Raw genomic sequence first — 24,513 nt, 5'->3', positions numbered from 1 at the left:
AGGCACGAAGCGCGGAGTTCTCCATGGCAGATGAGCCGATCCACCCCGAGCAGCAGGTCTCGATCAACAGCTCCGTGCCCCACTCGGCGCGGATCTGGAACTACTGGCTCGGCGGCAAGGACAACTACCAGGCCGACCGCGAGGCGGGGGAGCGGTTCCAGGAGGCGTTTCCGGCCATCGTCGACAACGCGCGCTCCTTCCGTGCCTTCCTCTCCCGCGGGATCCACCACCTGGCCGCCGAGGCGGGCGTCCGGCAGTTCCTCGACGTCGGCACGGGGCTGCCCACGTTCGACAACACGCACGAGGTCGCGCAGCGCGCGGCACCGACGTCCCGGATCGTCTACGTCGACAACGACCCGCTCGTCCTCGTCCACGCCCACGCGCTGCTGACCAGCCACCCCGACGGCGTCACCGACTACGTCCACGCGGACCTGCGCGACCCCGCCGCCATCCACGAGCACGCCGCCAGGACCCTCGACTTCACCCAGCCGGTCGCGCTGATCCTCAGCGGCATCCTCGGCCATGTCGCCGACTACGAGGAGGCGCGGGGGATCGTCGGAGACCTCCTCAAGCCGCTGCCCTCCGGCAGCTACCTGCTCCTCTGCGACGGCACCGCGACCAACGTCGAGCTGCAGGCCGCGCAGGACAAGCACAACGAGGACGGCGACGTCCTCTACCACCTGCGCACCCCCGAGCAGATGGAGGGCTTCTTCTCCGGCCTCGAACTCGTCGAGCCCGGCGTCGTCCCCTGCCCCTCCTGGCGCCCCGACGCCGACACGCCCACGGTCGAGGTCGACGCGTACGGCGGCGTCGGCCGCAAGCCGTAACCCCACGGGGCGCGCCGTAACGTCGGGGCCCCTGCTCCGCCCTCCACTCCTCGGAGCTTGGGGTCTCTGCGCTTCTCCCTCCGCCCCTGCGAAGCTTGGGAAGTCTGCGCAAGGCGCAGGGTTGGCAAGCGCAGCCCCCTTCTCCGGGTGCCCCGCGTACAGGGCCGGGTTCGGGGTGCCCCGGGCTGTGGTTCGCGGGGTGCGAGTGCGTCGGGGCTGGGCGCGCAGTTCCCCGCGCCCCTGATCGGGCAAGCCCAAGAGTCTTGAACCGGTCGCGCCCCGCGGCGGAGCCGCAAGACGAGCACAGGCCCGCGCCCCTGAGGGCAAAGCAAGGCGCTCCCTCAGGATTCGTGGAGGTTCAGGGCCGCTCGTACCACCGGGCACTGGGCGCGGACCGTGGCGAGGAAGGCGTCGAGGACCGGGGAGCGGGTGTCCCCCGCGAAGGAGAGGACCAGGTCGGGCAAGGGCGTACGGGGGGTCACGTCGCAGATCCAGGTGGCCGGGCGTGGGGCCTCGCGCATGCGAGAGGGGCCGAGGCCGACGCCCACGCCCGACGCCGCGAGCCCGACGATGGTGTGGACGTCCCGCGCGACGGTCGCGCCCGCCAGCGCCGCCGAGTCCTCGCCCAGCAGCTCCCGCAGCCGGGCGAGGACGGCGGGCTCGTCCTGGCCCTGCGAGACGATCAACCGCTGCTGCCGCAACTGGTCGACGCTCACCGTCCGTTGCCCCGCGTAGGGGTGCGCCGCGCTCACGACGGCGACCAGGTGCGCGTGCCCGACCGGGACGGAGATCAGCCGTTCGGCCCCGGCGCCGCGCGGCGGTCCCAGGGTGATCGCCACGTCCAGGTCACCGGCGAGGAGCGCGGCGGTGCTGCGGCTCGTCGCCATCTCGTGCAGCTCCAGCCGTACGTCGGGCCGTTCGCGCCCGAAGCGGCGCAGGACGCCCGGCAGCGGATCGAGCAGGGCCGAGGCGATGAAGCCCAGCCGCAGCCGCCCCGTCTCGCCCCGCGCGGCACGGCCCGCGTCGACCGCGGCGGCGGCGAACTCGTCGAGCGCCCTGCGCGCCCGCGCGAGGAACGCCTCGCCCGCGGCCGTGGGGAACACCCCGCCGGGCGTACGTGCGAACAGCCGGGCCCCCACCTCGCGTTCGAGATCACCGATCTGCTTGGAGAGCGGGGGCTGCGCGATGCCCAGCGACGCGGCCGCCCGCCCGAAGTGCGCGTGCTCGGCGAGCGCCAGCGCGTACCGCAGATGCCGCGCCTCCACGACAGCTCCACCGCCTTCCCTGCCGCCCATATCTCAGAAGTATCGCGGGCCAGCTTGTCAGATCTTCGATTGGATGACGCGGGCGCGGTCGTGTGGGATGCGGGCATGAACGATCCCGCCCTTCCGAACGGCCCGAGCCCCCTCTTCGTCCTCGTGCACGGCGCCTGGCACAGCTCCGCGCAGTGGGCGCCGACGCAGCGCGCGCTCGCCGCGCTCGGCGCCGCGAGCGTCGCCGTGGACCTGCCGGGCCACGGCTTCGACGCCCCGCTGCCCGGCGGATATCTCCTCCCCGACCAGCCCGGCCTGGCGACGGAGAAGTCCCCGCTCGCCGACGTGGCGATGGACGACTGCGCGGAGGCGGTACTCGACACGCTGCAGCGGGTACGGGCCCACGCCCGCGCGGTCGTGCTCGTCGCGCACAGCGCGGGCGGCGGCCCCGCCTCGCTCGCGGCCGAACGGGCGCCCGGACTCGTCGACCGGATCGTCTACCTCTCCGCGTTCGTCCCCGCCGGACGTCCCCGCTTCGCCGACTACCTCGGCGCCCCCGAGAACGCCGAGGCCCAGGGCAAGGGCCTCCCGCTCGGCGACCCGGAGGCGCTGGGCGCCGTGCGGATCAACCCGCTGTCGCCGGACCCCGGTTACGTCGAGGAGCTGTGGAGCACCCACTACCACGACACGCCCCGCGACCGCTTCGACCGCTGGCGCACCGCGCTCAGCCCCGACCTGCCGCTCGCGATCCCGGCGACGCCGGTCACGGTGACCCCTGAACGGTGGGGGCGGATTCCCCGCACCTTCGTCCGCTGCGCCGACGACCGCGCGCTGGCACCGGCCGCGCAGGACCTGATGATCGCGGAGGCCGACCGGGCCGTGCCGGGCGAGCCGTTCACCGTACGGACGCTCCCGGGCAGCCACAGCCCGTTCGCCGCACGTCCCGGCGCGCTCGCGGAGGCCCTGGTCCCACGCGTGTGACGCGTCTGCGCCGCCCGGCGGGCCCCCTGCACCGTAAGTGACCTGCGGCCGTAGGGTGTTGGTACAAGATCCACGGAACGGTTGGTGCACAGATGAGGGAATCGGGCTACTCCCCGGAGGAGATCAACACCGGCGAAGCGCACTCCGCGCGCGTCTACGACTACATCCTGCGCGGCAAGAGCCACTACGAGGTCGACAGAGCTGCCGGGGACGCCATGGTCGAGGTGTGGCCCGCGCTGCCGGTCCACATGCGTGCGAACAGGGGGTTCATGCACCGTGCCGCGCGCTTCCTGGCCCGCGAGAAGGGCATCCGCCAGTTCCTCGACATCGGCACCGGCCTCCCCACCAGCCCCAACCTCCACCAGGTCGTCCAGGAGGCCGAGCCCACCTCCCGCGTCGTCTACGTCGACAACGACCCCATCGTCCTCACCTACGCCGAGGCCCTCCTCGGCAGCACCCCCGAGGGCCGCACCACGTACGTCGACGGGGACATGCGCGACCCCGACGCGATCCTCGGCTCGCGCGCCTTCCGCGAGACGCTGAGCCTGGACGAGCCCGTCGCGCTCATGGTCATCGGCATGCTGCACTTCATCCAGCCGTCCGACGACGACCACGGCCTCGTGCAGCGCCTGCTCGACCCTCTCCCCGCCGGAAGCTGTCTCGCCGCCACCATCGGCACCGCCGACTTCGACCCCGAGGGCGTGGGACGCGTGTCCGAGCAGTACGCACGCGCCGGCATGCCGATGACGCTGCGCACGCGCACGGAGGCCGCCGCGTTCTTCGACGGCCTCGACCTCGTCGAACCCGGCGTCGTCCAGGTGCACCGCTGGCACCCGGACCCGGACGACGAGACCGTGGACGACCGCGACATCGCGATGTACGGCGCCGTCGCCCGCAAGGGCTAGGGTCGGCCGCATGGCGCACAACACCGTGGATCCGGCGACGATCACGCTGGAGATGGCCCAGCGGATTCGCGGGTGGCGGGTGGACGAGGACTTCACCTGGCGCGCCGTGGCCCGGGCCGCGTCCGATCTGTGGGGCTCCGCGTACGGCAGCAACCAGATCTACGGCGAGGACCTCTGCGCGGTCGCGGCGACGATGCTGGGGGAGGACCCCCACCGGGAACCGTGGAACTGACGGCGGTGGTGGGGCCGGAGTTCAGTCCTTCAGCAGCTCGTCGCGTACCGGCAGCCAGTCCAGCGCCGACCGGATGCCGTCCGCCAGGGACAGTTTCGGCGTCCACCCCAGCAGCTCGGCCGCCCGGTCGCTCTTCGTGTAGCCCCCGGCGACGTCGCCGGGCCGCCGGCCGGTGTCGACGGTCTCCAGGGGCGTGCTGACGACCTCGTTGAACGCGGCGCACAGCTCCCGGACCGTGGTCCCCGAGCCGGTGCCGAGATTGACCGCGAGCGAACGCTTCGACTCCGGCCGCCCCGTGAGGACCGAGTCGAAGCGCTCGATCGCCGCGATGTGGGCCGCCGCGAGGTCCCAGACGTGGACGTAGTCCCGGATGCCCGTACCGTCGCGCGTCGGGTAGTCCATCCCCGTCACCGGGAAGGGACGGCCTTCCTCGTGCGCCTGGATGAGCACCCCCAGCGCATGACTGGGCCGCTTGAGCTGGAGCCCGGTCCGCAGCTCCGGGTCGGCCCCGACCGGGTTGAAGTACCGCAGGGACAGCACGCGCGGCCCCGCCACGGCGATGTCGGCGAACATCTCCTCGCACACGGCCTTCGTCCGCGCGTACGGGCTCTGCGGCGCCAGCGGCGAGCTCTCGTCGACGGGCGAGCCGTCCTCGGCCCGGTAGACGGCTGCCGAGCTGCTGAAGATGATCCGGTCGCAGCCGTTGCGGTGCAGATGGCCGACGAAGGCCAGGCTCTTCGCGACGTTGGCCTCGTAGTAGCCGATCGGGTCCGCGACGGACTCGGGCACCACGATCAGCGCCGCGCAGTGCACCACCGCGGAGATGTCCGGGTGCTCCGCGAAGACCCGGTCGACCAGCGCCCCGTCCGCGATGTCGCCCTCGTAGAAGACCCGTCCCCGGGTGAACTCGCGGCGGCCCCGCACCAGACTGTCGAGGAGCACAGGCGTGATGCCCGCGTCCAGACAGGCCGAGGCGACCGTACTGCCGATGTAACCGGCTCCTCCGGCGATCAGGACCTTCCCCACGAAGTCACCTTCCCGGCCACGTCACAGCCCCTGTTGGCGGTCGTCGCCAGCCTGCCACATCCCGGCGGACATCTGCCGTCCCCTCAGGGGGTCTCCTCAGGGGGTCTCCTCCGGGCGGGCCCTTCGCCATGCCTCCTCGAAGGCGGCGGAGGGGATCTCGATCTCCACCAGGTCCGGGTCGTAGAGGTCGAGCGGGGGGTTGATCGGCCAGTCGTCGGACGAGGAGCGGACGTGCGGGCCCTCGGGGGGCTGCTCGACCTGGCGGAGCCAGCGGCCGTCCGGGCCGAGTTCCAGGAGGTACGTCGGGTCGTCGGCCCCGGCGTCCTCCTCGCGCCAGCGGAGCCATACGCGGTCCCGGCCCGCGAGGGCGCCGAAGGCGGGGTGGCCGCGCTGGGCGCTGCGGCGGTCGCGGAAGTCGGAGAGGGGAGAGCCGGGGGCCGGGGTGTCGATGTCGAGCTCCTCCAGGCCGTTCGGGCCGTCCAGACCGGGGCGGTCTTCGGCGAGCGGGACGACCTCGACCTCCGCGTACGTCTCGACGATCTCCCGCGCGGAGGGCGCCCACATCCACCAGAGCAGCGCGCCCATCCCGTAGTCGTGCTGGACGAGGTGGCGGCGCCAGCTCAGGAAGGTGCCCAGCGGTTCCGTGCGGGGGCTGTGCGGGCCCTCGCAGAGCCAGCTCGCGGCGTCCGCGTCGTACGTCCAACGCGCCGCGCCCCACGTCGGGTGGCCGCCGAGGAGCTGCCGGGCGAGGGGTTCGCCGCTCTCCTCCGGGGCGCCGCGTGCGGTCAGGGCCGTGGCGACCGCCGCGACCGCTTCCCGCGAGGCGGGCGCGGCCGTGTCGCCGAGCAGCGGGAGCAGGAGCAGCAGCCGGTCGTGGGGGTCGAGGGCGCCCGTCGTGGCGGACTCCGGCGGGTGGCGCAGTGCGTCCAGTTCGGGCCAGCACAGGCCCGGTCCGATGCGGTCCTGGTCGTCGCTGGCGAGGACCAGCCACTCGTCGCGGCCGGGGCGGGTGAGGACGTGGTCGGTGGTGCTGTGCGCCTCGCCGTTGTTGCGGTGCGCGAGGATCGCGCCGCCGCCGTCGAGCGGCACCGTGAACACCGGCCAGGCGGCGGGGTCGTCCAGCCGCTCCAGCGCGTCCCCCGCGTCGGCGGGGTCCGCGCCGAAGGCGCCGGGCGGGAACTCCCCGGCCAGGTCGGCGAGGTACGCCGCCCAGAACCCGGGCTCCTCCAGCAACGGGCCCCCGTCCACGACGGGGGCCGATGCGTACCACTGCCGCGTCATCACCATCCGGCGATTCTCGCGCACCCCGCCGGTCGCTCTACGGGGGCGTCGGGGGAGTCACCGGGAGGCCCGCCGCGCGCCATGCCTGGAAGCCGCCGACGAGGTCGGTGGCGTTCAGCCCGAGCGTACGGAGGGAGGCGGCGGCCAGCGAGGACGCGTAGCCCTCGTCGCAGAGGACGATCCAGCGCACGTCCCTGTCCGCCGCCTCGGGCAGCGCGCCCTCGCTGGAGGGGTCGCAGCGCCACTCCAGGTGGTTGCGCTCGATGAGGAGTGCGTCCGGGATCGTGCCCGAGGCGCGGCGCTGGAACTCCGGCCTGGTGTCCACCAGATACGCGCCTCCGGCCGCCTCCGCGGCGGCCTCGTGCGGCTCCACGCGGCGCAGCGTGCCGCGCACCTGGGCGAGATGGGAGTCGATGCCCATGGTCAGTCCTCCACCGGGTCGGTGCGGTCGAGCGCGATGCGGCCGTCGGCCGTCTCGCGGTAGTACGACATGGCGGCGAGCACGGGGGAGTAGGCGTGCACGCTGACGGCGGGCGCGGTGCCCCGGTTGGCCACCTCGTGGATGTACCGGGGCCCGAAGGAGCGGGTGCCGCCCTCGCGCAGCTCCCGGGCGCGGGCGACGGGCGGCTGCCTGCGGAAGGACCGCTCGGTCAGTACGCCCTCGACCACGCTGAACGCGCCCGAGGCGCCCCCGTGGTCGTGGACCTCGGTGCCCTGGCCCGGCAGCCAGGTCAGCAGCCAGACCTCGTGCTCCGGGGTCTGTGCGAGCCGGGCGTGCCAGCGTTCCTCCGCGACGAAGCGGACCTGAGGGCGCCACAGCTCGGGGCGTGCCGCGAAGGAGTCGGCGATGCGGGCGAGCCGGGCGGGGGTGAGCTGGGCAGGGGTGAGTGCGGGCGCGGTCGCGGGCGCGACGGCGCTGAGCCGTGTGGGCATGGAACCTCGTTCGGTGTCGTACGGCGGGCGGGATCACTGATCACAGGGAGCCGCGCCCGCGGCTGACACCGGGCGCGACCGTCAGGAGCGACGGCCGCGGTGACACAGCGCGCTGGCCACGCGGACGAGGTCCACGTGGTGCCGTACGAAGAAGCGCTGGCCGGTGGGCATGGGAGCAAGATTGACAGGGAACGCCCGCCCGCGCAATCGACCTCTCACCCGTCGAGACGCGGCGCGGGGCCCGAGGGGTCCGGCCAGGTCAGGGTCTCCGCCAGCGGCAGGCCCGTACGCTCCGCCGCGCCCCGTCGCGCGCGCAGGGCCGCGCGGGTGCGGGGGCGGTAGCGGGGCTCGCGGGAACAGCCGCAGGCCGACCGGCCCTCGTACCGCAGCCCCTCGTCGAGCACCGCGGCGACCACGGACCATGCCCGCGCGTCCCGCCGGGGCGGCGCGGCGAAGTCGCGCCCCGCCCACCGCAGCGCTTCACCGCACCGGGCGCAGGGCTGGGGCCGCCCGGGGGTGTTGTGCCGCTTGAAGCTGACGCGGCACGTCACGCAGACGTAATGCGTCTTGTAGTGGACGAAGGCGTACAGGCACATGGCGTGACCCTAGCCCGGTTCTTCGCGATGTTCCGGATCTTTCTGGTGCGGCCCGAACCGGCGAGCAGGGCGAGTAGCGGCGCCGACGTCGAGTGCTCGGCGAGGAGGCGCTGCATCCAGTTCGTGACCGGCGCCAGTTCGGCCGCGGTCGGCACGTGGCCGTCCTCGACGGACAGCCGGAAGAGCCAGTCGTCGACGCGGCGGCGGATGAACTCGCGGTGCCCTTCCCCTTCGAACCGCTCGATCTCCGGCAGCAGTCCGTCCGCCCACTCCCGGAACTCGGCGGGACCGGTCATCTTCCGCGCGATCGCGTCCACGAGGGCGACCACGGCCGTCCTGGACCCGTTCTCGTAGGGGTCGCGCAGGATCGTGGCGACGAGCGCGCGGTCCTGGTCACGGCCGTGCGAGGCGGCGGCCACCTGGACGACGCGGAGGTACGCGGACGTACGGACGTGCTCGTCCTCCAGCGCCTCGTCGACGTCCACGTCGATGAGGCCCGCCTCCGCCAGCAGCGCGTCGAGATCAGTACGCAAGGTCATCTCTTCCTGCCCCGCCTAGTCGTTCTGGCCGTGTCCGGCGGATCTTGGTTGTCCTGTGCCGTGCGCTGTGGCTGCTGGGCAGGGGTTGCCCCGCCTGCTGTGTCGCAGACTGCGGCCGTCGTCGTGGCTTGTCGCGCAGTTCCCCGCGCCCCTGACGGGGCGCTCCGGGGAGCGCCCCGTACTTCCAGGGGCGCGGGGAACTGCGCGAACAACCACCCACCACCCGCAGTCTGCAATGCACAGCACGGGGCAGCCCCTGCCCAGCCCTCACGCGAAGGCAACCATGATCTGCCGGGCACGGCTAGGCGTTCCGGCCGGGTCCGGCCAGTACCTCGCGTACCCAGCGCAGCGCGGTCTCCTCGTGCTGGACCCCGCCGCCCTCGTGGCCGTTGTAGGGGAAGACCTCGATCCGCTTCTCGCCCGCGTAGGCGTTGTACGCGGCGAAGACCGTCGAGGGCGGGCACGAGGTGTCCATCAGTGCGACGGAGAAGAGCGCGGGGGCCGTGGCGCGGGCGGCGAAGGTGGCGCCGTCGAAGTGGGAGAGGGTGCGCAGCACGTTCTCCTCGGCGCCCCTGTGCATCCGCAGATACGCGACCAGCTCGGGGTACGGGCCCGTGTGCGCGAGGGACATCGCGCGCTCGAAGTGGCAGAGGAACGGGACGTCGACGCAGGTCGCGGCGAGGTCGGGGACGAGCGCTCCCACCGCGAGGGAGATGCCGCCGCCCTGGCTGCCGCCGACGACGACGGTGCGCGAGGCGTCGGCGAGTTCATGCGTGCGGGCCGCCTCCAGGCCGCGCACGGCGTCGGCGTGGACGCGCCGGTAGAAGTACGTCGCCGGGTCCTCGATGCCGCGGGTCATGAACCCGGGGGAGGAGGGGCCGGAGCCGACGGGGTCCGGGGTGTGGCCCAGTTCGCCGCCGCTGCCCTGGCCCCGTACGTCCATCACGAAGTGCGCGTACCCGGCCAGCGGCCACAGGCCCCAGGAGTGCGGGAGGCCGCGTCCGCCGCCGTAGCCGTGGTACTGGACGACGAGGGGGAGCGGGCCCGTCGCGGCCGCGGGCGCGGTGAACCAGCCCTTGACGGGGTGGCCGTCGTACCCGGCGAACGTCACGTCCCAGGTGCGGATCCCCGTCAGCGGCGTCTCGTACGGCTCGAAGGAGACGGCGGGGTCGTGCTCGCGGGTCGCGGCGAGGGTCTTCTCCCAGAACGCGTCGAAGTCGTCCGGCACGGCTATCGCGGGGCGGTAGGCGCGGAGCTCGTCGAGCGGCAGATCGAAGTGCTTCATGCAGACGTGCCTTTCACGCGGGTCAGGGCGGGGCGGAGCGTCGTGCTGAAGCACATTCTGGGTCAGGGCCGCAGGGCATGTACGCGACAGGTGTGATTAAGGTTTTTACTAATTACACAAGGACGTTGCATAAATCACAGCGGCAGAAGTTGCGCAACTGGCCCCAATCCTAGGAGTGTTTGGAGAGTCCAGGCGGACACCGGGGACCGAATATCGGACAACCGTCGATACTGTCTGTCCTGGGTTATGGGGGGAGAACTGCACGGTGAACCACAGCCCACGGTTATGTAATGGCGAAATATCGCCCTTAAGGCCCCTAGGGCAGGCGAGTCATGCGACGGGCCCACGTTGGGGGCCCTCGTGACAACGCCCCACAGACCCGGCCCGCCTCCCAGCGGCGGGATCCTCGCTCAGTACGACTTCCGGCAGCTCTTCCACGCGGCGGCCGTCAGTCACTTCGGCACCCACGTCACGCTCGTGGCCCTGCCTCTCATCGCCACCCTTCAACTCGACGCCTCCGCCTTCGAGGTGGGCCTGCTCACCGCGGTCGAGACGGTCGCGTTCCTGCTCATCGGGCTGCCCGCCGGGGCGTGGGTGGACCGTGCACGCAAGCTGCCCGTCCTGCTCCGCGCCGACCTCGTGCGCGCCGTCGCGATGGGCAGCGTGCCGGTGGCCGCCGTCTGCGACGCGCTCACCATGGCGCAGCTCTACGCGGTCGCGCTCGTCACCGGCTTCGGCACGGTCTTCTTCGACGTCGCCTACCAGAGCTACCTGCCCTGGCTGCTGCCCCGTTCGCGGCTCGTCGCGGGCAACGGGGCGCTGGAGAGCGCCCGTTCGGCCGCGCAGGTCGCGGGGCCCGGGCTCGGCGGCGGACTCGTCCAGGCGCTCGGCGCGCCGCTCGCGCTGCTCGTCGACGCCCTCAGCTATCTCGTCTCGGCGTTCTTCCTGCGCCGTATCCGCGTACGGGAGGAGGCACCCGTCCCCGAACCGGGGGTCTCGCTCGGGGCGCAGGTCAAGGAGGGGCTGGCGTTCGTGCTCCGGCACCCCGTGCTGCGGCTGATCGCGGCCACGACGGGCATCGCCAACTTCTTCGCCGCGCTGCAGACCGCCGTCCAGACCGTCTTCCTGGTCCGCGTCCTCGACCTGCCCGCGGGCGGCGTCGGGCTGACGCTCTCCGCCTCCGCCGTCGGCGGTCTGCTCGGCGCGGCCTGCGCCGGGCGGCTCGCCCGCTGGTGCGGACAGATCCGGCTCATCTGGCTCGCGCCCGTGGTCACGGGGCCGTTCGCCGTGCTCTGGCCGCTCTCCGGCAAGGGCTTCGGCGCCGTCTGGTTCGCGGTCGCCTCCGGCGCGGTCTACTTCGGGGCCGTCGTCTACAACGTCGCCCAGGTCAGCTACCGCCAGGCCGTCTGCCCTGAGGCCCTGCTCGGCCGCATGAACGCCACGCTCCGCTTCATGGTCTGGGGCAGCATGCCGCTCGGTGCCCTGGCGGGCGGTGCCCTCGCCTCGGCGGCGGGCCCTCGTACCGCCCTCTGGCTCTGCGCGGCCGGTTTCCTCCTGGTGCCGCTGCCGCTCCTCCCGCTCCGCCGCAAGTCCCTGCGGGACGCGATGGACGGTGCCCTCGACGCGGACTCCGGGGACGAGTACGCCCGTGACGTCGCGGGCGACCGCTGACTCCTCCCTCTCCTACGACTCCTGTCTGACGACTCCTGTTCTACGACTCCTGTCTTACGACGCGGCGCCCCCCACGGTGCCGCGCCCACCCCGCGCCATGGGACGGCGCGAGAGAAAGGCCGACGTGCACACCAGGACCGATGACTCCATCACCGCGCAGTACCTCGACCGATACCGGAGGGCCGCGGAGGCCGCGGGGGAGCCGGACGGGCTGCTGCCCGTGACCGGCGCGCAGCGGCGGTTCGTCGTCGCGCGGTATCTGGACGCGGGGCGCCGCCCCGACCTCGTACCGCTGTTCTTCGCGTTCCCGCGCGGCTCCGTGGATCCGGAGCGGCTGCGCGAGGCGGCGGGGCATCTGGCCGCCGCCCACCCGGCGTTGCGGACGCGGGCGCAGGTCGTGCGGGGAGTGCCCGTGCAGCGGCTGACGGCGCCGGAGGCGTATGTGAGCCGGGTGGCGGCGCGTCCCGGGGAGGGGGCCGCCGACGCGCTGCGGCGCGCGCTCGCCGCGTGGCCGGGGGACGGGCCGCCGCTGCGGCTGCTGCTCACCGACGCGGGGGCCGCCGAGACGGACGGCGGGACGGACGGCGAGGGCCCGATGGAGATCCTCGCGCTCGCGCTCGACCACGCCGTCTGCGACGAGCAGTCGCTCGGCCAGCTCTCCGCCGACCTCGCCGACGCCTACCGGCACCGGCTCGGCCCCCAGGACGTGCCCGCCGCGCGCGCCGAGGCCGACGCCGCCGCCTACGCCGAGGCGGTCGCCCTCCAGCTGGAGGCCGAGCGGCGCGCGTCGGCGCCCGAGGCCCTGGCGTACTGGACGCGCCGTCTCGACCTGGGGCACGCGACGGGGCGTGCCGCGTTCGTGCCGGACACCGTGCGCCCCGCGGGGGCCGTACGGGCGCGGCTGGCGCTGCCCGCCGGGCACGCCCGCGCCGTCGCGTTCCCCGCGCTCCTCGACGCCTGCGGCACCGCGGCCCGCGCCCTGACCGGCGGCGCCGGTGCCGGGGACGGCGGCGAGGAGCACGTACCGCTCCTCGGCTACCCGTGGGGCGGGCGGCCCGCGAAGGCCGCGCCCGTGCTGGGCTGCTTCCTCAACACCGTCGTCCACCCCGCCGTCCCGCGCCGCGACGCCTCACCGGCCGCCGCCGACGAGGCCGCCACCACCTGGTGGGACGACCTCGACCACGCGGACGCGCCGTACGACGAGGTCGTACGGGCCGCGCGCGCCGCCGGAGTGCCCTGGACCGGCAGCCTCGACGGGCTGCTGACCTTCGAGGACCTGCACCGCCGGCCGCCGCTGCGGCTCGGCGAGGCGGAGGGCCGCGAGATCCACATCGACGGGCGCCCGCTCCAGGCGCCGTTCACCGTCGCCGTCTCCTACGGGACCGATCTGCTCGTCCGTATGGCATGGGACAGGGGAGCCCTGCCGGACGCGCGCGCCGAGGCCGCCTTCGACCTGCTGATCACCGCGCTGCACGCGCACCTGAGACCGCACGCCGGGTGAGCCGCACGGCCCCGGCACGACCCGTGACACCGCGCACCGAAGCGCACCACCGCACTACGGGAGGAACCATGTTCGGACTGTCTCCGTCGCAGGAGATCGTCTGGCTGCACGAACAGATGCTGCCCGGCAGCCGTGCGTACAACTTCACCGCGACCGTCGACCTGTGGGGGACGCTGGACGAGGACGCGCTGCGCCACGCGCTGGGCTTCGCGCTGGACCGCCACCCGGGCCTGCGCCTCGAACTCGTCGCCCGCGAGGGCCAGGTGCCCGCGCAGCGCGTACGGGAGGACTGCCCGCCCCGGATCCGCGCCCTGGACCTGACAGGGGAGGCCGACCCGGAGGGCGCGTTCGACGACGTGCTGCGCGCCGAGGCCGAGGCGCCCCTGGACACCTTCGAGGCGCCGCTGCTGCGCTGGTGCCTCGTACGGCTCGGGGAGCGGCACCACCGGCTCGTCCACGTCGAGCACCATCTCGTGCACGACGGACGGTCGTTCGCGATCCTGCTGCACGACGTCTTCGCCGCCTACCGCGCCCGTGTGCTCGACGAGACCCTGGAACTGCCCGAGGCGCCCTCGTACGAGGAGCACGCGCGCGCCGCCCACGACCCGGAGCGCCGCGCGGCCAGCCTCGCGTACTGGGAACGGGAGCTGGGCGACGCCGCGTTCGACGTCCCGCTGCCCGGCCTCGCGCGCCCCGGCGTGCGCAGGCGGCACGCGGGCGGCCAGCTCCGCCAGGCCATCGGCGCCGACCTCGCGGAGAAGCTCCGCGCGCACGGCAAGCGGAGCGGGCACACCCCGTTCTCCACGCTGCTCACCCTCTTCACCGAGCTGCTGCGCCGCCACAGCGGGCGCGCCGACCTCGTCGTCGGCACCGCCGTCGGCAACCGGCCCGAGGGGTACGAGGACACCGTCGGGATGTTCGTCAACACCATCCCGCTCCGGCTCGGCCTGGAGGCGGAGAGCGAGGCCGTCGAGGCCGTGGACGAGGTGACCGACTCCCTCTTCCGCTCCCTGCCGCACCAGGACGTGCCCGTGCAGGAGCTGACGCGCGCGCTCGGCCTGCACACCAGCGGCGCCGACAACCCGCTGTTCAGCGTGATGTTCAGCGCCCACGACGCGCGGCTGCCCGAGATCGACGTGCCGGGCCTGGAGGTCTCCCTCTTCGAGGGCTTCAACACCGGCACCACCCGCTTCGACCTCGACTTGGTCCTCATCCCCGACGACCGCCGCGTCATCGGCCCGCGTGGCGGCGCCGCCGGGATGACGTTCGTCTGGGACTACGACCGCGACCTGTTCGCCGAGGACACGGCGCGGCTCCTCGCCGCCCGCTTCCTCGACCTGCTGCGCGCCTACCTCGACACGCCCACCGCCCCGCTCGCGTCCCTCGCGCCGGGGGACACGGACACCGCGACGGAGCCGGACACCGCGACGGAGCCGGAGGCCGCCGGGCCCGCGCCGTTCGACGCCCTCGACCCCCTCGCCCGGCACGACGCCGCCGCGCCCGCGTTCGTCAGCGGGCCCCGCACGCTCACCTACGGGCAGCTCGACCAGCGCGTCGAGGAGCTGGCCGGGCGGCTGCGCGCCGCGGGCGTCGGCCCGGGGCAGCCCGTCGCGGCCGTACTGCCGCGCGGCGAGGACTCCGTCGTCGCGCTCCTGGCCTGCCTGCGCGTCGGCGCCGCGCACTGCCCGCTCTCGCCCAACGACCCGCGCAAGCGCCTGGAGGCCCTGCTCGGCCGCCTCGGCCCCGCGCTGGTGCTCGCCACCCGCGAGAGCGCCCTCGCGCTGCCCGCCGAGGGGCTGCCGCTGGCGCTGCTGGACGGGGGCGCCTTCCCCCGGGTGGCGGGGGACCCGGTGCCGGAGCTGGCGGGTGCCGCGTACGTGATCCACACGTCCGGCTCCACCGGGCTGCCCAAGCCCGTCGTCGTCGGCCGCGAGGCGCTCGCCCGCTACGTGCGGGGGATCGCCGAACGGTACGCGCTGGCCGGACCGGAGGACGGGCAGGACCGCGTACTCCTCTTCGCGCAGCCCTCGTTCGACGTGGCGCTGGAGGAGGTGCTGCCCTCGCTGCACGCCGGGGCCTGCCTCGTCGCGCCGCAGCGCGAGGTGCCCACGGGCGCGGAGCTGACGGCCGTCCTCGCGGCCCGCCGGATCACCGTCGCCAACCTGCCCACGAGCTATCTCCTCGCCGTGCGCGACGAGCTGGGCGAGGCGCTGCGCGACGGGCGCTGGAAGCCCCGCCTGCTCGTCCTCGGCGGCGAACGGCTCCCCGTCTCCTCGCTGCGCCCCGTCCTGGACGCCTGCGCCGAGGCGGGCACGACCGTGCTCAACGCCTACGGGCTCACCGAGGCCACCGTCACCAGCACCGTCCAGGAGGTCAACGCCGACGAGCTGGACGGCGGCGCCGAGGTGCCGCTCGGCACCGAACTGCCGGGTACCCGTATGCACGTCCTCGACGCCGGGCTGCGCCCGCTGCCCGCCGGGGCCGTCGGCGAACTCGCCGTCACCGGCACCGCCCTCGCCGACGGCTACCTGGGCAACCCGGAGGCCACGGCGGCCCGCTTCGTGACCGTCGACGCGCTGGGCGGCGCCCGCGCCTACCTCACCGGCGACCTCGGCTACCGCGACACCGCGGGCCGCGTCTGCTTCCTCGGCCGCCGCGACAACCAGGTCAAACTGCGCGGCTACCGCATCGAACTGGAGGAGATCGAGGCCGCCGCCGCGACCGTCGCCGGGACCCTGTGCGCCGTCGTGCACGAGCCCGGCGCCGAGGGCGGGCCCCGGCTCACCGGCTTCCTGGAGTCCGACGAGGAGCCGGACCAGCTCGCGCTGCACCAGGCGCTCTCCGGGCGCCTCCCCGCGCCGCTCGTCCCCGCCCGCTGGGTCGCGCTCAAGGAGATGCCGACCCTGCGCGGCGGCAAACCGGACCGCGCCGCGCTCGCCCGTACGGCCGCCGAACTCCCCGAGGGCTTCGAGGAGTCCGCCGACCGGACCCCCGGCGGCGACGCGGACTGGCTGCGGGACGCCGACCCGGCGCTCGCGCTGCTCGCCGAGGGCTGGCGCGAGGTGCTCGGCCACGGCGACTTCACCCCGGACTCGCACTTCTTCCAGGCGGGCGGCCACTCGCTGCTTGCCGCGCAGCTCGCCGCCTGGCTGGAGGAGCGCACGGGCCACCGGCCGCCGCTGCGGCTGCTGTTCCAGAACCCGGTACTGGCCGAGCAGGCCGCGGCGCTGGAAGGAGCGCAGGCATGAGCACCCCCTCCTCCGTTCTGGAGAACGAGCACCGCGAACTCATCGACTCCTTCGAGTCGTTCGTCCGCAGGGAACTCGTCCCGCTCGCCGCCGAGATCCCCGAGAGCGGCGAGCTGCCGCCCGACGACATGCGCGCGTACGCCCGCTCCCGCTCCGCGGAACTCGGCTTCTACGCGGGCGACTACCCCGAGGAGCTGGGCGGCTCCGGGATGCCGTTCACCGCCGTCGTCCTGCTGCACCACGCGGCGGGCCGCAGCGGCTGCCCCCTCGCGCCGTACGCGCTCGCCGGGTCCGACGGGCCCAGCCCGCTGCTGCGCACCGGCACGCCCGAGCAGATCAAGCGGTACCTGCTGCCGCTCGTACGGGGCGAGGCCTCGCGCTGCCTGGCGCTCACCGAACCCCAGGCCGGTTCCGACGCGTTCAGCCTCACGACGACCGCGACGCGCGACGCCGGGACGGGCGAGTGGGTGCTGCGGGGCCGCAAGACGTTCGTCAGCGGCGCCGACAAGGCCGACTTCACGCTCGTCATCGCGGCGGTGGACGGCCAGCCCACGGCCTTCGTCGTCGAGGCGGCCAACCCCGGCCTGCGCCTGGGGCAGCGCTACGACGGCATGTCCGGCGAGCCCGTCTTCGAGGTCCTCCTCGACGAGGCCCGCGTCCCGGCCGACGCCGTCATCGGCGGCGAGGCGGGTGTCGGCAACGCGCTCGGCAACGGCATGGACAACCTCTCCCGGGGACGGCTCGTCGTCGCCGCGATGTGCGACGGCATCGCCGAGTACGCCCTCGCGCAGGGCGTCGAGTACGCCCGCGAACGCCGCGCCTTCGGCGAGCGCATCGGCGCCTACCAGCACGTCCAGGAGCACCTCGTCAGCTCCCGCGCGGAGATCGAGGCCGCGAAGCTCCTGACGCTGGCCTGCGCGCGGCTGGTCGACGCCGGGACCGAGTCCCCGGAGAACGCGGCCCTCGCGAAGCTGACCTCGTCCGAGACGGCGGTCCGCGTCGTGGACCGCTCCCTGCGCGTCCACGGCGCGACCGGCTGGGTCCGGGGCCATCCCCTCGAATTCCTCTACCGGTACGTCCGGATGATGACGGTCATCGAGGGCACGTCCGAGATCCAGAAAGTCATCATCGCCCGCTCCATGGGCCTGGGCTGACGCTCCGCTCCGCGCGGTGCCGTGCCGTTCCGCGCGGTACCGAACCGGCCCCGCGAGGCACGGCACCCGCAAGGAGTGGCACCCCGCGAGGTGTGCCGCACCCGTCAGGTGCGTGGCATCCGCGCTCGTGCGCGTCGAGGTGCGCACGAGCGCCGCGCCCTCCGTACTTCGGGCTCGTGCGCGCGCCACGCGCCGCGCCCTCCATACGACGTGAACCACCGAGGAGACATGAACGACTCCGCTGTACCGCACGCAGAGACACCCGCATCCGCATCCGTGCCCGGAAGCGCGACGCCGAGCGTCGTGCACGCCGCCCCGCACCCCGGGGCCCAGGACGGCGGCGTCCTGGACAGATACGCACGGTGGGTCAGAGCCTCCCCTGAGGCCCCGGCTGTCGAGGACGGCGAACTCACCTGGACCTACGCCGAGATCGACACGCACGCGTCCCGCGTGGCCGAGGCGTTGCGGCCGCACGTCGGGGCCGGAGACGTCGTGGCCGTCTGCCTCGACCGTTCGGCCGCGCTCGTGGCCACGGCCGTCGCCGTCGCCCGGCTCGGCGCCGTGTACCTGCCGCTCGGGCCGCGCCCCGGCGCGCGCAGGCTCGCCGTCGTCACCGAACGGCTCGGCGTGCGCTGCCTCGTCGGCGACCCCGCGCTGCTGCCCGGCGACGACGGGCGCGAACACCTTCCGCTGCCGCTGCCGGAGGGCGGGGCCAACGCCGCGCCGCGTACGGTCGCCGCGCTCGGCGGCCGTACGAGCGGGAACATGGCCTCCGTACCGGAGGGTACGCACTACGTGGTGCTGACCTCCGGCTCGACGGGGGAGCCGAAGGCCGTCGCCGTCGGCGGCGCGTCGCTGGCCGCGCTGACCGCCTGGTACGGCGCGTACGTCGGCGCGGGGCCCGGCGAGCGGCACAGTCTGCTCGTCGGCGTCGCCTTCGACCCGCACGTCAAGGAGCTGTGGACGGCGCTGACCACCGGCGCGGCGCTCAGCGTCCCGCCGGAGGAGGTCCGCTGGGACCCCGAGGCGCTCACCGGCTGGTGGCGCAAGGCCGGGGTCACCTCCGCCGTGCTGCCGACGCCCCTGGCCGAACTGGTCCTGGGCCGGCCCTGGCCCGAACTCCCCGCGCTGCGCCATCTGACGGTCGGCGGCGACCGGCTGCGCACCTGGCCGGGCGGCGACGTGACGGCGCGGGTGCACAACGCGTACGGGCCCGCCGAGGCCACCGTCATGACCACCGTCCACGCCCTCGACGCGGACGGCGACGCCGACACCACCGAGCCGCCCCCGATCGGCTCGCCCGTCGGCGGCGCGCTGGTCTGCGTGACCGACGACGAGGGCCGCGCCGTCCCCCGGGGCGAGCCCGGCGAACTCCGCGTCGGCGGCGACCTCCTCGCGCTCGGGTACGCCGACGCCGAGCTGACGGCCCGCCGCTTCGTCGCCCCGCCGCCCGGCGTGACCGGGACCGACCGCGTCTACCGGACAGGTGACCGGGTGCGGATGCGCGCGGACGGCGTCCTGGAGTTCCTGGGACGGCTCGACAACCAGGTCAAGATCAGCGGCGTACGGGTCGAACTCGCCGAGGTCGAGGCCGCGTTCGAGCGCGACCCGCGCGTACGCCGTACGACCGTGGCCGCGCGCGAGTCGGCGGCGGGCAAGGCGCTCGTCGCCTTCGTGGAAGCCGAGGCACAGGTCGAGGTCACCGAGCTGCTGCGCGGCGTCCGCGAGTGGCTGCCCGAACAGGCCGTCCCGGCCGTGGTCCGCTTCGTCGACGCCTTCCCGCTCGACGCCAACGGCAAGGTCGACCGCGCGGCGCTGCTCGCGGCGGAGGAGGCGGACCGTACCCCGGCCGCCGGGGCGGGGGACGGCCCCGCCGGTCTCGTCCTCACCGTCTGCCGCGAGCTGCTGGAGGCCCCGGCGCTCACCCCCGACGACAACTTCATGGAATCCGGCGGCACCTCGCTGCTCGCCGCGCGGCTGCTCGCCGTGCTGGAGGAGCGCTGCGGGGTCCGGCTGCGCGCGCCCGAGGTGCTGCGCCAGCCCGACCTGCGGGCACTGGCCGCGCTGGTCGAGAAGAAGCAGTCCCAGCAGGGAGGACACTCATGACCACTAGGAACCAGGACACGACGCCCCCGCCGGGGCTGCCCGCCCGCGTCGCCGCGCACGCGCGCCGTACGCCCGCCGCGCTGGCCGTGCTCGACGGCGACACCGCGCTCACCTACGGCCAGCTGGCCGCCTCGGCGCGCGTCCTCGCGGAGGGGCTGCGGGAACGCGGCGTGCGCGAGGGCAGCGCCGTGGGGCTGCTGCTGCCGCACGCGGCCCGTACGGTCGTCGCGCAGCTCGCCGTCTGGTGGGCGGGCGGCCACTACGTACCCCTCGACCCGGGCTTCCCGGCGACCCGCCTGCGCGCCATGCTGGCAGGCGCCGGTGCCGCCTTGACGCTCGGCGAGAAGGGCCCGCTGGAGGAGCTGGGCATCCCGGACGAGGAGGCGTTCGTCCTCCCGGAGGGCTGGGAACCGCACGCGCTGCCGTCGGCGGACCGGCCACCGGAGCCGCCCACGACGGCCGGAACGTTCTCGGGGCCCGGGGCGTCCGCGATGCCTGCGACGACCGGGTCGCCCGCGGCGGCCGCGGCCGACGGGGCGTTCGCAACCTCCCCGACGGCTACCGCGGCCGACAGGCCGGACGCGCTTGCGTACGTGATGTACACCTCCGGGTCGACGGGGAAGCCCAAGGCCGTCGGGTTGACTCAGCGGGGGATCGCGGGGCTCGTCTCCGATCCCGCGTTTCTCACGGTGACGTCGAGGGACCGGGTGCTGTTCCACTCGCCGCTCGCCTTCGACGCCTCGCCGTTCGAGGCGTGGGTCGCGTTGGCGAACGGTGCGGCCGTCGCCGTCTCCACCGCCGACCGGCTCTCGATGGACGGCCTCGCGCGGGACGCCGAACGCCTCGGCGCCACCGTCGCCTTCCTCACCACCGCCCTCTTCCACCAGCTCGCCGACCGCCGCTCGTCGCTGTTCGGGCTGCTGCGTACGGTCGTCGTCGGCGGCGAGGCGATGTCGGCGCGGCACGCGCGCACGGTGCTGCGCGCGCACCCGTGGCTGGAGCTGGTCAACGGCTACGGGCCGACCGAGACCACCACCTTCGCCACGGCGCACCGCGTCACGGACGCCGACTGCGACGGGCCCGTGCCCATCGGCCGTCCGATCGCGGGCGCCGAGGCGCTGCTCCTCGACGAGGACGGGGCGCCCGTGCCGGACGGGGAGACCGGTGAGCTGTGGGTCGGCGGGCCCCGCGTGGCCGTCGGCTACCTCGGCCAGCCGGAGCTCACCGCCGAGCGCTTCGTCGACAAGGGGGAGGCGGGGCGGCTCTACCGCACCGGTGACCTCGCCTCCCGGGGGCCCGACGGCGTGCTGCGTTTCCACGGCAGGGCCGACGACCAGGTGAAGGTCCGGGGCTACCGCATCGAGCCCGGCGAGATCGAGCACGCGCTGCGGCGGCACCCGAGGGTCGCCGACGCCGCCGTGGTCGTACGCCGTCCCACGCCCGACGACGCGCGGCTGTCCGCGTTCGTGGTGCCCGAGGACGGCACCGTCACGCCGTTCCCCGACGAGCTGCGCGAGCACCTCGGGGCCGAACTGCCGCCGCACATGGTGCCGAACACCTGGTTCACGGTGGACGCGCTGCCGCTCACCGGCACCGGCAAGGTCGACCGCAGGGCGCTCGCCGAGCAGCCGGTCGCCTCCGACGCCGCCTCGGCGGTCCCCGAGCGGCCCGCGCCGGGCCCCGGCGCGCTCTCGCCGCTCCAGGAGGTCGTCGCCGAGGCGTGGGCCCGGGCGCTGGGCGAGCCGGTGACCACGCCCGGGGCCGACTTCATCGCGCTGGGCGGGCACTCCCTGCTCGCCCTCGCGGTGGTGGAGGACCTGCGGGAGGACCTGGACGTGGAGCTGTCCCTGGCCGACTTCTTCGCGGCGCCGACCGTCGCGGACCAGGCCACGCTGCTGCAGCGGGCCCTCGCCGCCGAGACGGAGGGGACGGACGGCCACGGCTCGCTGTCCGTGCCCGAGGGGGCGGGACGATGACGACCGCACAGGACGCCTCCCGCGAGGAGGAGCTGCTCCGCCGCGCCCGGCGCCGCCGCGCCGAGAAGGGCGAGCCGGGGGCGCCCGGCCCCGGGGATGGCGGCTCCGCGCCGCTCTCGTACGCGCAGCGCCGGATGTGGCTGATGGACCGGCTCGGCGAGGACGGCACCGCCTACCACGTGCCGTTCGCCACCCGGCTGCGCGGCCCGCTGGACGTGGCCGCGCTGGGCCGCGCGTTCGCCGCGCTGACCCGCCGTCACGAGGTGCTGCGCACCCGGTACGAGGAGCACGAGGGGGAGCCCCGTCAGCGCACCGTGGACGCCGGGCCGCCGCTCGCGCCGCGCCTGGTGGAGGAGCCCTGGCCCGCCACGCGGACGCTGCGCGAGGAGGCCGCGCGCCCCTTCGACCTGGCGGCGGGCCCGCTGCCGCGCGCCCTGGTCGTACGGCACGGGCCCGAGGACCACACCGTGCTGCTGACGTTCCATCACATCGCGGTGGACGGGACCTCGCTGGGCGTGCTGGGCCGGGAGCTGGCCGAGCTGTACGGCGCCGAGCTCGCGGGGCGTACGCCCGAACTGCCCGTCGACGTCCCGCGGTACGCGGACTTCGCGCGCCGCGAGCAGTCCCGCGTCCCCGAGCTGGAGGCGGGCCTCGAACACTGGCTGACCCGGCTGGCGGGGGCCCGCCCCGTGCCGCTGCCGCCCCCGTCGAACGGCGGGCCCGCCGAGGGCGTACGGGTGTTGCGCAGGCCCCTGCCCGAGGGGGCGCTCGACGGGCTGCGCGCGACGGGCGTACGGCACCGGACCACGCCGTTCGCCGTCGTACTGGCCGCCGCGTACGCCGCGCTGCTGCGCACCACGGGGCACGAGGACCTGGTCATCGGCTGCGCCGCCGACCACCGCGACGGCACGCGCACCCGCGACCTGGTCGGGCTCTGCGTCAACACCCTCCCGCTGCGCGTCCACACGGGCGGCGCGGAGGACCTCGACGCGCTGGTCGGCCTGGTGCGGGACGCGCTGCTGGAGGCGCTGGGCCACCGCGACGTGCCGTTCGACATGATCGTGGAACGGCTGGGCGGCGGCGCGCGCGACAGCAAGGGCAACCCGCTGCTCAGCGTCACCGCCGACCTGCTGCCGGAGCCTGCCGCGCTCAGCCTGCCGGGCACGCGCGGTGAGCCGGTCGAAGTCGACCTGGGCACGGCCAAGTTCGGCCTGTCGCTCTGCGTCGAGGACGTCCCGGGCGGCGCCCGCTGCCTGGTGCAGTACGACGCCGCGCGGCTGGACGACGGGACGGCACGGCGGCTGCTCGACGCCTTCGATGACGCGCTGCGCGCGGCGGCCGGTACCGGACGGCTCGTGCTGGAGCGGCCCGGAGCGGAGCCCGGGCACTCCGCGCACCCCGCCCTCGCGCTGCTGCGGGAGCGCCCCGAGGTCGCGGACGCGGTGCTCGTGGAGCGCGAAGGACAGCCGCCCCTCGCGTTCGTCGTGCCCGACCCCCGGGGGCCCGGGCGAGGCGCCTCACCGACGGCGCTGCGCGCCGCCCTGCGCGCGCGCCTGGAGCCCCGGCTCGTCCCCGAGCGCGTGACGCTGGTCGACGCGCTGCCCCGTACGGGCGGCGGCGAGGCGGACACCGCGCAACTGCCGGGCCTGGAGCCGGGCCTCGACTCCCCGGCGGCGGGCACGCGCGCCCCGTTCACGGGACCGCGCGCACGCACCGTACTGGCCGCGTTCGGGGAACTGCTGGGCGACGAACCGGGCCCGGACGCCGACTTCTTCCTGCTCGGCGGGCACTCGCTGCTCGCGGTCCAGCTCGCCGAACGGCTCCGCGAGCGGCTGCGGCTGCCGCTGACCGGGCTCGACGTGATGGAGCACCGCACGCCGCGCGCCCTCGTCGCGCTGCTCGACGAGCGGGCCCGCGCCCGCGCGTCGGCGACGACGGCGAGGGCGTCGAGCGCCGCGCAGGGCACGCGCACGGTCCTCGTCACCGGGGCGACGGGCGGCGTCGGCGCCTTCGTCGTGCGCGAGCTGGCGGCACGCGGATTCGCCGTACGGGCCCTGGCGCGGCCCGAGTCGGCGCACCTGGCGGAGCCGGGTACCGAGGTCGTCGAGGGGAACCTGCGTGACCTGGACGGGCTGCGCCGCGCCGCCGAGGGCGCCGACGCGATCGTCCACGCGGCGTGCACCTTCACCGACCACGAGGCGGACCGCGCCGCGATGCGCGCGCTGCTGGACGGCTGGCGCCGGGGCCCGTTCGTCTTCGTCAGCAGTACGGACGCGCACGGCGAGGCGGAGACGCTCAGCGCGTACGGCCGCGCCAAGCGCGACTGCGAGCGGATGCTGCTGGAGGCGGACCGCCGGGAGGGCGCGAGCGCGCTGCGCGCGCCGATCGTGTGGGGCGGCCACGACCGCTTCCGCGACCAGCTGCGCTGGGGCGCGACCGGCGAGTTCTACCAGGCGGTCAGGAACGGCGGCAGCGTCGCGCTGCCCGGCCCCGAGGCGGGCTGGTACGGCGCGCCATGGGTGCACGCGGCGGCGCTCGCGCGCGCGGTGGCGCGCTGCGTGGAGCGGCCGACCGGTGGTGTGCTGGACGCGGTCGGGGGCCATGTGGGGTGGGCCGATTTCGTGACCGAGCTGGGACGGCTCGCCGGCGACGGTGCGGGCGTGAGCGTCACGCCCCTGGACGGCGAGCCGGATCCGCGCCACCGCCACCGCTTCACGCCGGAGCCCGAGCTCGCGGAGGAGCTGGCCGAACGCCCGGGCGAGGACTGGCGCTCGGCACTCACGGAGATGCTCTCCGCCGAGTAAAGCCCCCGAGCGGACTGCGCCGGTCATGCTTGTTCCAGGGGCGCGGGGAACTGCGCGCCCGGCCGTCGCTTACGCGCGCTCTGCGACGTGCGGCCGGGGGCAGCCCGGTTGCAGCCCCATTGGGCCCCGGGTCGGCTGCGCCGGGCACGCTTGTTCCAGGGGCGCGGGGAACTGCGCGCCCGGCCGTCGCGTACG

20 protein-coding genes are annotated in these 24,513 nt (G+C 74.9%); 11 read left to right on the top strand and 9 right to left on the bottom strand.

The features are described from left to right. The first annotated feature begins 23 nt into the window (after positions 1-23). Entirely contained in the window at positions 24-827 is an 804-nt protein-coding gene (locus ACGF3A_RS25160) for an SAM-dependent methyltransferase (protein WP_393732534.1), read from the top strand. A 341-nt stretch (positions 828-1,168) separates the two neighbouring features. On the opposite strand, the gene ACGF3A_RS25155 is transcribed toward ACGF3A_RS25160, so the two are convergent. After that, positions 1,169-2,092, bottom strand: a complete 924-nt coding sequence (locus ACGF3A_RS25155; RefSeq protein ID WP_393732657.1) for a LysR family transcriptional regulator — start codon at positions 2,090-2,092, stop codon at positions 1,169-1,171. Between the two features lie 105 nt (positions 2,093-2,197). Here ACGF3A_RS25155 and ACGF3A_RS25150 point away from each other — a divergent pair, with 105 nt between their 5' ends. The 3 genes from ACGF3A_RS25150 to ACGF3A_RS25140 all read left to right on the top strand — a co-directional run bounded on the left by ACGF3A_RS25150 (position 2,198) and on the right by ACGF3A_RS25140 (position 4,198). Beyond that, complete coding sequence (locus ACGF3A_RS25150; protein WP_393732533.1) at positions 2,198-3,061, top strand: alpha/beta hydrolase; 864 nt, start codon at positions 2,198-2,200, stop codon at positions 3,059-3,061. A gap of 92 nt (positions 3,062-3,153) precedes the next feature. Continuing rightward, positions 3,154-3,966 (top strand): SAM-dependent methyltransferase, encoded by an 813-nt coding sequence (locus tag ACGF3A_RS25145; RefSeq protein WP_393732532.1) that lies wholly within the window; start codon positions 3,154-3,156, stop codon positions 3,964-3,966. A gap of 10 nt (positions 3,967-3,976) precedes the next feature. After that, entirely contained in the window at positions 3,977-4,198 is a 222-nt protein-coding gene (locus ACGF3A_RS25140; protein WP_393732531.1) for a hypothetical protein, read from the top strand. A 21-nt stretch (positions 4,199-4,219) separates the two neighbouring features. Here the strand turns inward: ACGF3A_RS25140 and galE are convergent, their stop codons facing one another. From galE to ACGF3A_RS25100, 8 genes are all read right to left on the bottom strand, one after another. Then, positions 4,220-5,224 carry a UDP-glucose 4-epimerase GalE gene (galE, locus tag ACGF3A_RS25135; protein WP_393732530.1) on the bottom strand — a complete coding sequence of 335 codons (1,005 nt, stop codon included), beginning with the start codon at positions 5,222-5,224 and terminating at the stop codon, positions 4,220-4,222. A gap of 96 nt (positions 5,225-5,320) precedes the next feature. Continuing rightward, positions 5,321-6,511: a hypothetical protein gene (locus ACGF3A_RS25130; protein WP_393732529.1), complete on the bottom strand. Its 1,191-nt coding sequence runs from the start codon at positions 6,509-6,511 to the stop codon at positions 5,321-5,323. A gap of 31 nt (positions 6,512-6,542) precedes the next feature. Next, positions 6,543-6,926 (bottom strand): rhodanese-like domain-containing protein, encoded by a 384-nt coding sequence (locus ACGF3A_RS25125; protein WP_393732528.1) that lies wholly within the window; start codon positions 6,924-6,926, stop codon positions 6,543-6,545. A gap of 2 nt (positions 6,927-6,928) precedes the next feature. Next, positions 6,929-7,438, bottom strand: a complete 510-nt coding sequence (locus ACGF3A_RS25120) for a cysteine dioxygenase (RefSeq protein WP_393732527.1) — start codon at positions 7,436-7,438, stop codon at positions 6,929-6,931. Between the two features lie 81 nt (positions 7,439-7,519). Beyond that, the gene (locus ACGF3A_RS25115; protein ID WP_393732526.1) at positions 7,520-7,609 is read right to left on the bottom strand and encodes a putative leader peptide; all 90 of its coding nucleotides are present in this window, start codon (positions 7,607-7,609) and stop codon (positions 7,520-7,522) included. Positions 7,610-7,653: 44 nt separating this feature from the next. Further along, a complete protein-coding gene (locus ACGF3A_RS25110) occupies positions 7,654-8,034 on the bottom strand; it encodes a hypothetical protein (protein ID WP_393732525.1) in 381 nt (126 codons plus the stop codon). After that, positions 7,986-8,573 carry a hypothetical protein gene (locus ACGF3A_RS25105; RefSeq protein ID WP_393732524.1) on the bottom strand — a complete coding sequence of 196 codons (588 nt, stop codon included), beginning with the start codon at positions 8,571-8,573 and terminating at the stop codon, positions 7,986-7,988. The genes ACGF3A_RS25110 and ACGF3A_RS25105 overlap by 49 nt, the downstream gene beginning before the upstream one ends. 301 nt (positions 8,574-8,874) lie before the next feature. After that, entirely contained in the window at positions 8,875-9,858 is a 984-nt protein-coding gene (locus tag ACGF3A_RS25100) for an acetylxylan esterase (protein WP_393732523.1), read from the bottom strand. Between the two features lie 360 nt (positions 9,859-10,218). Between ACGF3A_RS25100 and ACGF3A_RS25095 the strand changes: the two genes are divergently transcribed. The 7 genes from ACGF3A_RS25095 to ACGF3A_RS25065 all read left to right on the top strand — a co-directional run bounded on the left by ACGF3A_RS25095 (position 10,219) and on the right by ACGF3A_RS25065 (position 24,318). Continuing rightward, a complete protein-coding gene (locus ACGF3A_RS25095; protein WP_393732522.1) occupies positions 10,219-11,529 on the top strand; it encodes an MFS transporter in 1,311 nt (436 codons plus the stop codon). A gap of 124 nt (positions 11,530-11,653) precedes the next feature. Continuing rightward, positions 11,654-13,030 (top strand): non-ribosomal peptide synthetase, encoded by a 1,377-nt coding sequence (locus ACGF3A_RS25090; RefSeq protein ID WP_393732521.1) that lies wholly within the window; start codon positions 11,654-11,656, stop codon positions 13,028-13,030. A gap of 68 nt (positions 13,031-13,098) precedes the next feature. After that, positions 13,099-16,278, top strand: a complete 3,180-nt coding sequence (locus ACGF3A_RS25085) for an amino acid adenylation domain-containing protein (RefSeq protein ID WP_393732520.1) — start codon at positions 13,099-13,101, stop codon at positions 16,276-16,278. After that, positions 16,275-17,432: an acyl-CoA dehydrogenase family protein gene (locus ACGF3A_RS25080; protein WP_393732519.1), complete on the top strand. Its 1,158-nt coding sequence runs from the start codon at positions 16,275-16,277 to the stop codon at positions 17,430-17,432. Before ACGF3A_RS25085 ends, ACGF3A_RS25080 begins: the two co-directional genes overlap by 4 nt. A 228-nt stretch (positions 17,433-17,660) precedes the next feature. Beyond that, positions 17,661-19,538, top strand: a complete 1,878-nt coding sequence (locus tag ACGF3A_RS25075; protein ID WP_393732518.1) for an amino acid adenylation domain-containing protein — start codon at positions 17,661-17,663, stop codon at positions 19,536-19,538. Further along, positions 19,535-21,514, top strand: coding sequence for an amino acid adenylation domain-containing protein (locus ACGF3A_RS25070; protein WP_393732517.1), 1,980 nt, complete (start codon positions 19,535-19,537; stop codon positions 21,512-21,514). Before ACGF3A_RS25075 ends, ACGF3A_RS25070 begins: the two co-directional genes overlap by 4 nt. Next, on the top strand, positions 21,511-24,318 hold the full coding sequence (locus tag ACGF3A_RS25065; RefSeq protein WP_393732516.1) for a condensation domain-containing protein: 2,808 nt from the start codon (positions 21,511-21,513) through the stop codon (positions 24,316-24,318). Before ACGF3A_RS25070 ends, ACGF3A_RS25065 begins: the two co-directional genes overlap by 4 nt. The last annotated feature ends 195 nt before the right edge of the window (positions 24,319-24,513 follow it).

The sequence above is a fragment of the Streptomyces sp. NPDC048172 genome (assembly GCF_043202595.1).
Taxonomy (GTDB): Bacteria; Actinomycetota; Actinomycetes; order Streptomycetales; family Streptomycetaceae; genus Streptomyces.
Note: the sequence above shows the minus strand (reverse complement) of the source record. Positions and strands in the feature narration are given on the sequence as shown.

Excerpts from the sequence above, each read along its gene's own strand:
- ACGF3A_RS25085 (WP_393732520.1), top strand. The coding sequence starts at position 13,099 with ATGTTCGGACTGTCTCCGTCGCAGGAGATCGTCTGGCTGCACGAACAG.
- ACGF3A_RS25070 (WP_393732517.1), top strand. The coding sequence starts at position 19,535 with ATGACCACTAGGAACCAGGACACGACGCCCCCGCCGGGGCTGCCCGCC.
- ACGF3A_RS25120 (WP_393732527.1), bottom strand. The coding sequence starts at position 7,438 with ATGCCCACACGGCTCAGCGCCGTCGCGCCCGCGACCGCGCCCGCACTC.
- ACGF3A_RS25150 (WP_393732533.1), top strand. The coding sequence starts at position 2,198 with ATGAACGATCCCGCCCTTCCGAACGGCCCGAGCCCCCTCTTCGTCCTC.
- ACGF3A_RS25125 (WP_393732528.1), bottom strand. The coding sequence starts at position 6,926 with ATGGGCATCGACTCCCATCTCGCCCAGGTGCGCGGCACGCTGCGCCGC.
- ACGF3A_RS25160 (WP_393732534.1), top strand. The coding sequence starts at position 24 with ATGGCAGATGAGCCGATCCACCCCGAGCAGCAGGTCTCGATCAACAGC.
- ACGF3A_RS25140 (WP_393732531.1), top strand. The coding sequence starts at position 3,977 with ATGGCGCACAACACCGTGGATCCGGCGACGATCACGCTGGAGATGGCC.
- ACGF3A_RS25145 (WP_393732532.1), top strand. The coding sequence starts at position 3,154 with ATGAGGGAATCGGGCTACTCCCCGGAGGAGATCAACACCGGCGAAGCG.
- ACGF3A_RS25075 (WP_393732518.1), top strand. The coding sequence starts at position 17,661 with ATGAACGACTCCGCTGTACCGCACGCAGAGACACCCGCATCCGCATCC.
- ACGF3A_RS25110 (WP_393732525.1), bottom strand. The coding sequence starts at position 8,034 with ATGTGCCTGTACGCCTTCGTCCACTACAAGACGCATTACGTCTGCGTG.
- ACGF3A_RS25065 (WP_393732516.1), top strand. The coding sequence starts at position 21,511 with ATGACGACCGCACAGGACGCCTCCCGCGAGGAGGAGCTGCTCCGCCGC.
- ACGF3A_RS25100 (WP_393732523.1), bottom strand. The coding sequence starts at position 9,858 with ATGAAGCACTTCGATCTGCCGCTCGACGAGCTCCGCGCCTACCGCCCC.
- ACGF3A_RS25115 (WP_393732526.1), bottom strand. The coding sequence starts at position 7,609 with ATGCCCACCGGCCAGCGCTTCTTCGTACGGCACCACGTGGACCTCGTC.
- ACGF3A_RS25080 (WP_393732519.1), top strand. The coding sequence starts at position 16,275 with ATGAGCACCCCCTCCTCCGTTCTGGAGAACGAGCACCGCGAACTCATC.
- ACGF3A_RS25105 (WP_393732524.1), bottom strand. The coding sequence starts at position 8,573 with ATGACCTTGCGTACTGATCTCGACGCGCTGCTGGCGGAGGCGGGCCTC.
- ACGF3A_RS25130 (WP_393732529.1), bottom strand. The coding sequence starts at position 6,511 with ATGGTGATGACGCGGCAGTGGTACGCATCGGCCCCCGTCGTGGACGGG.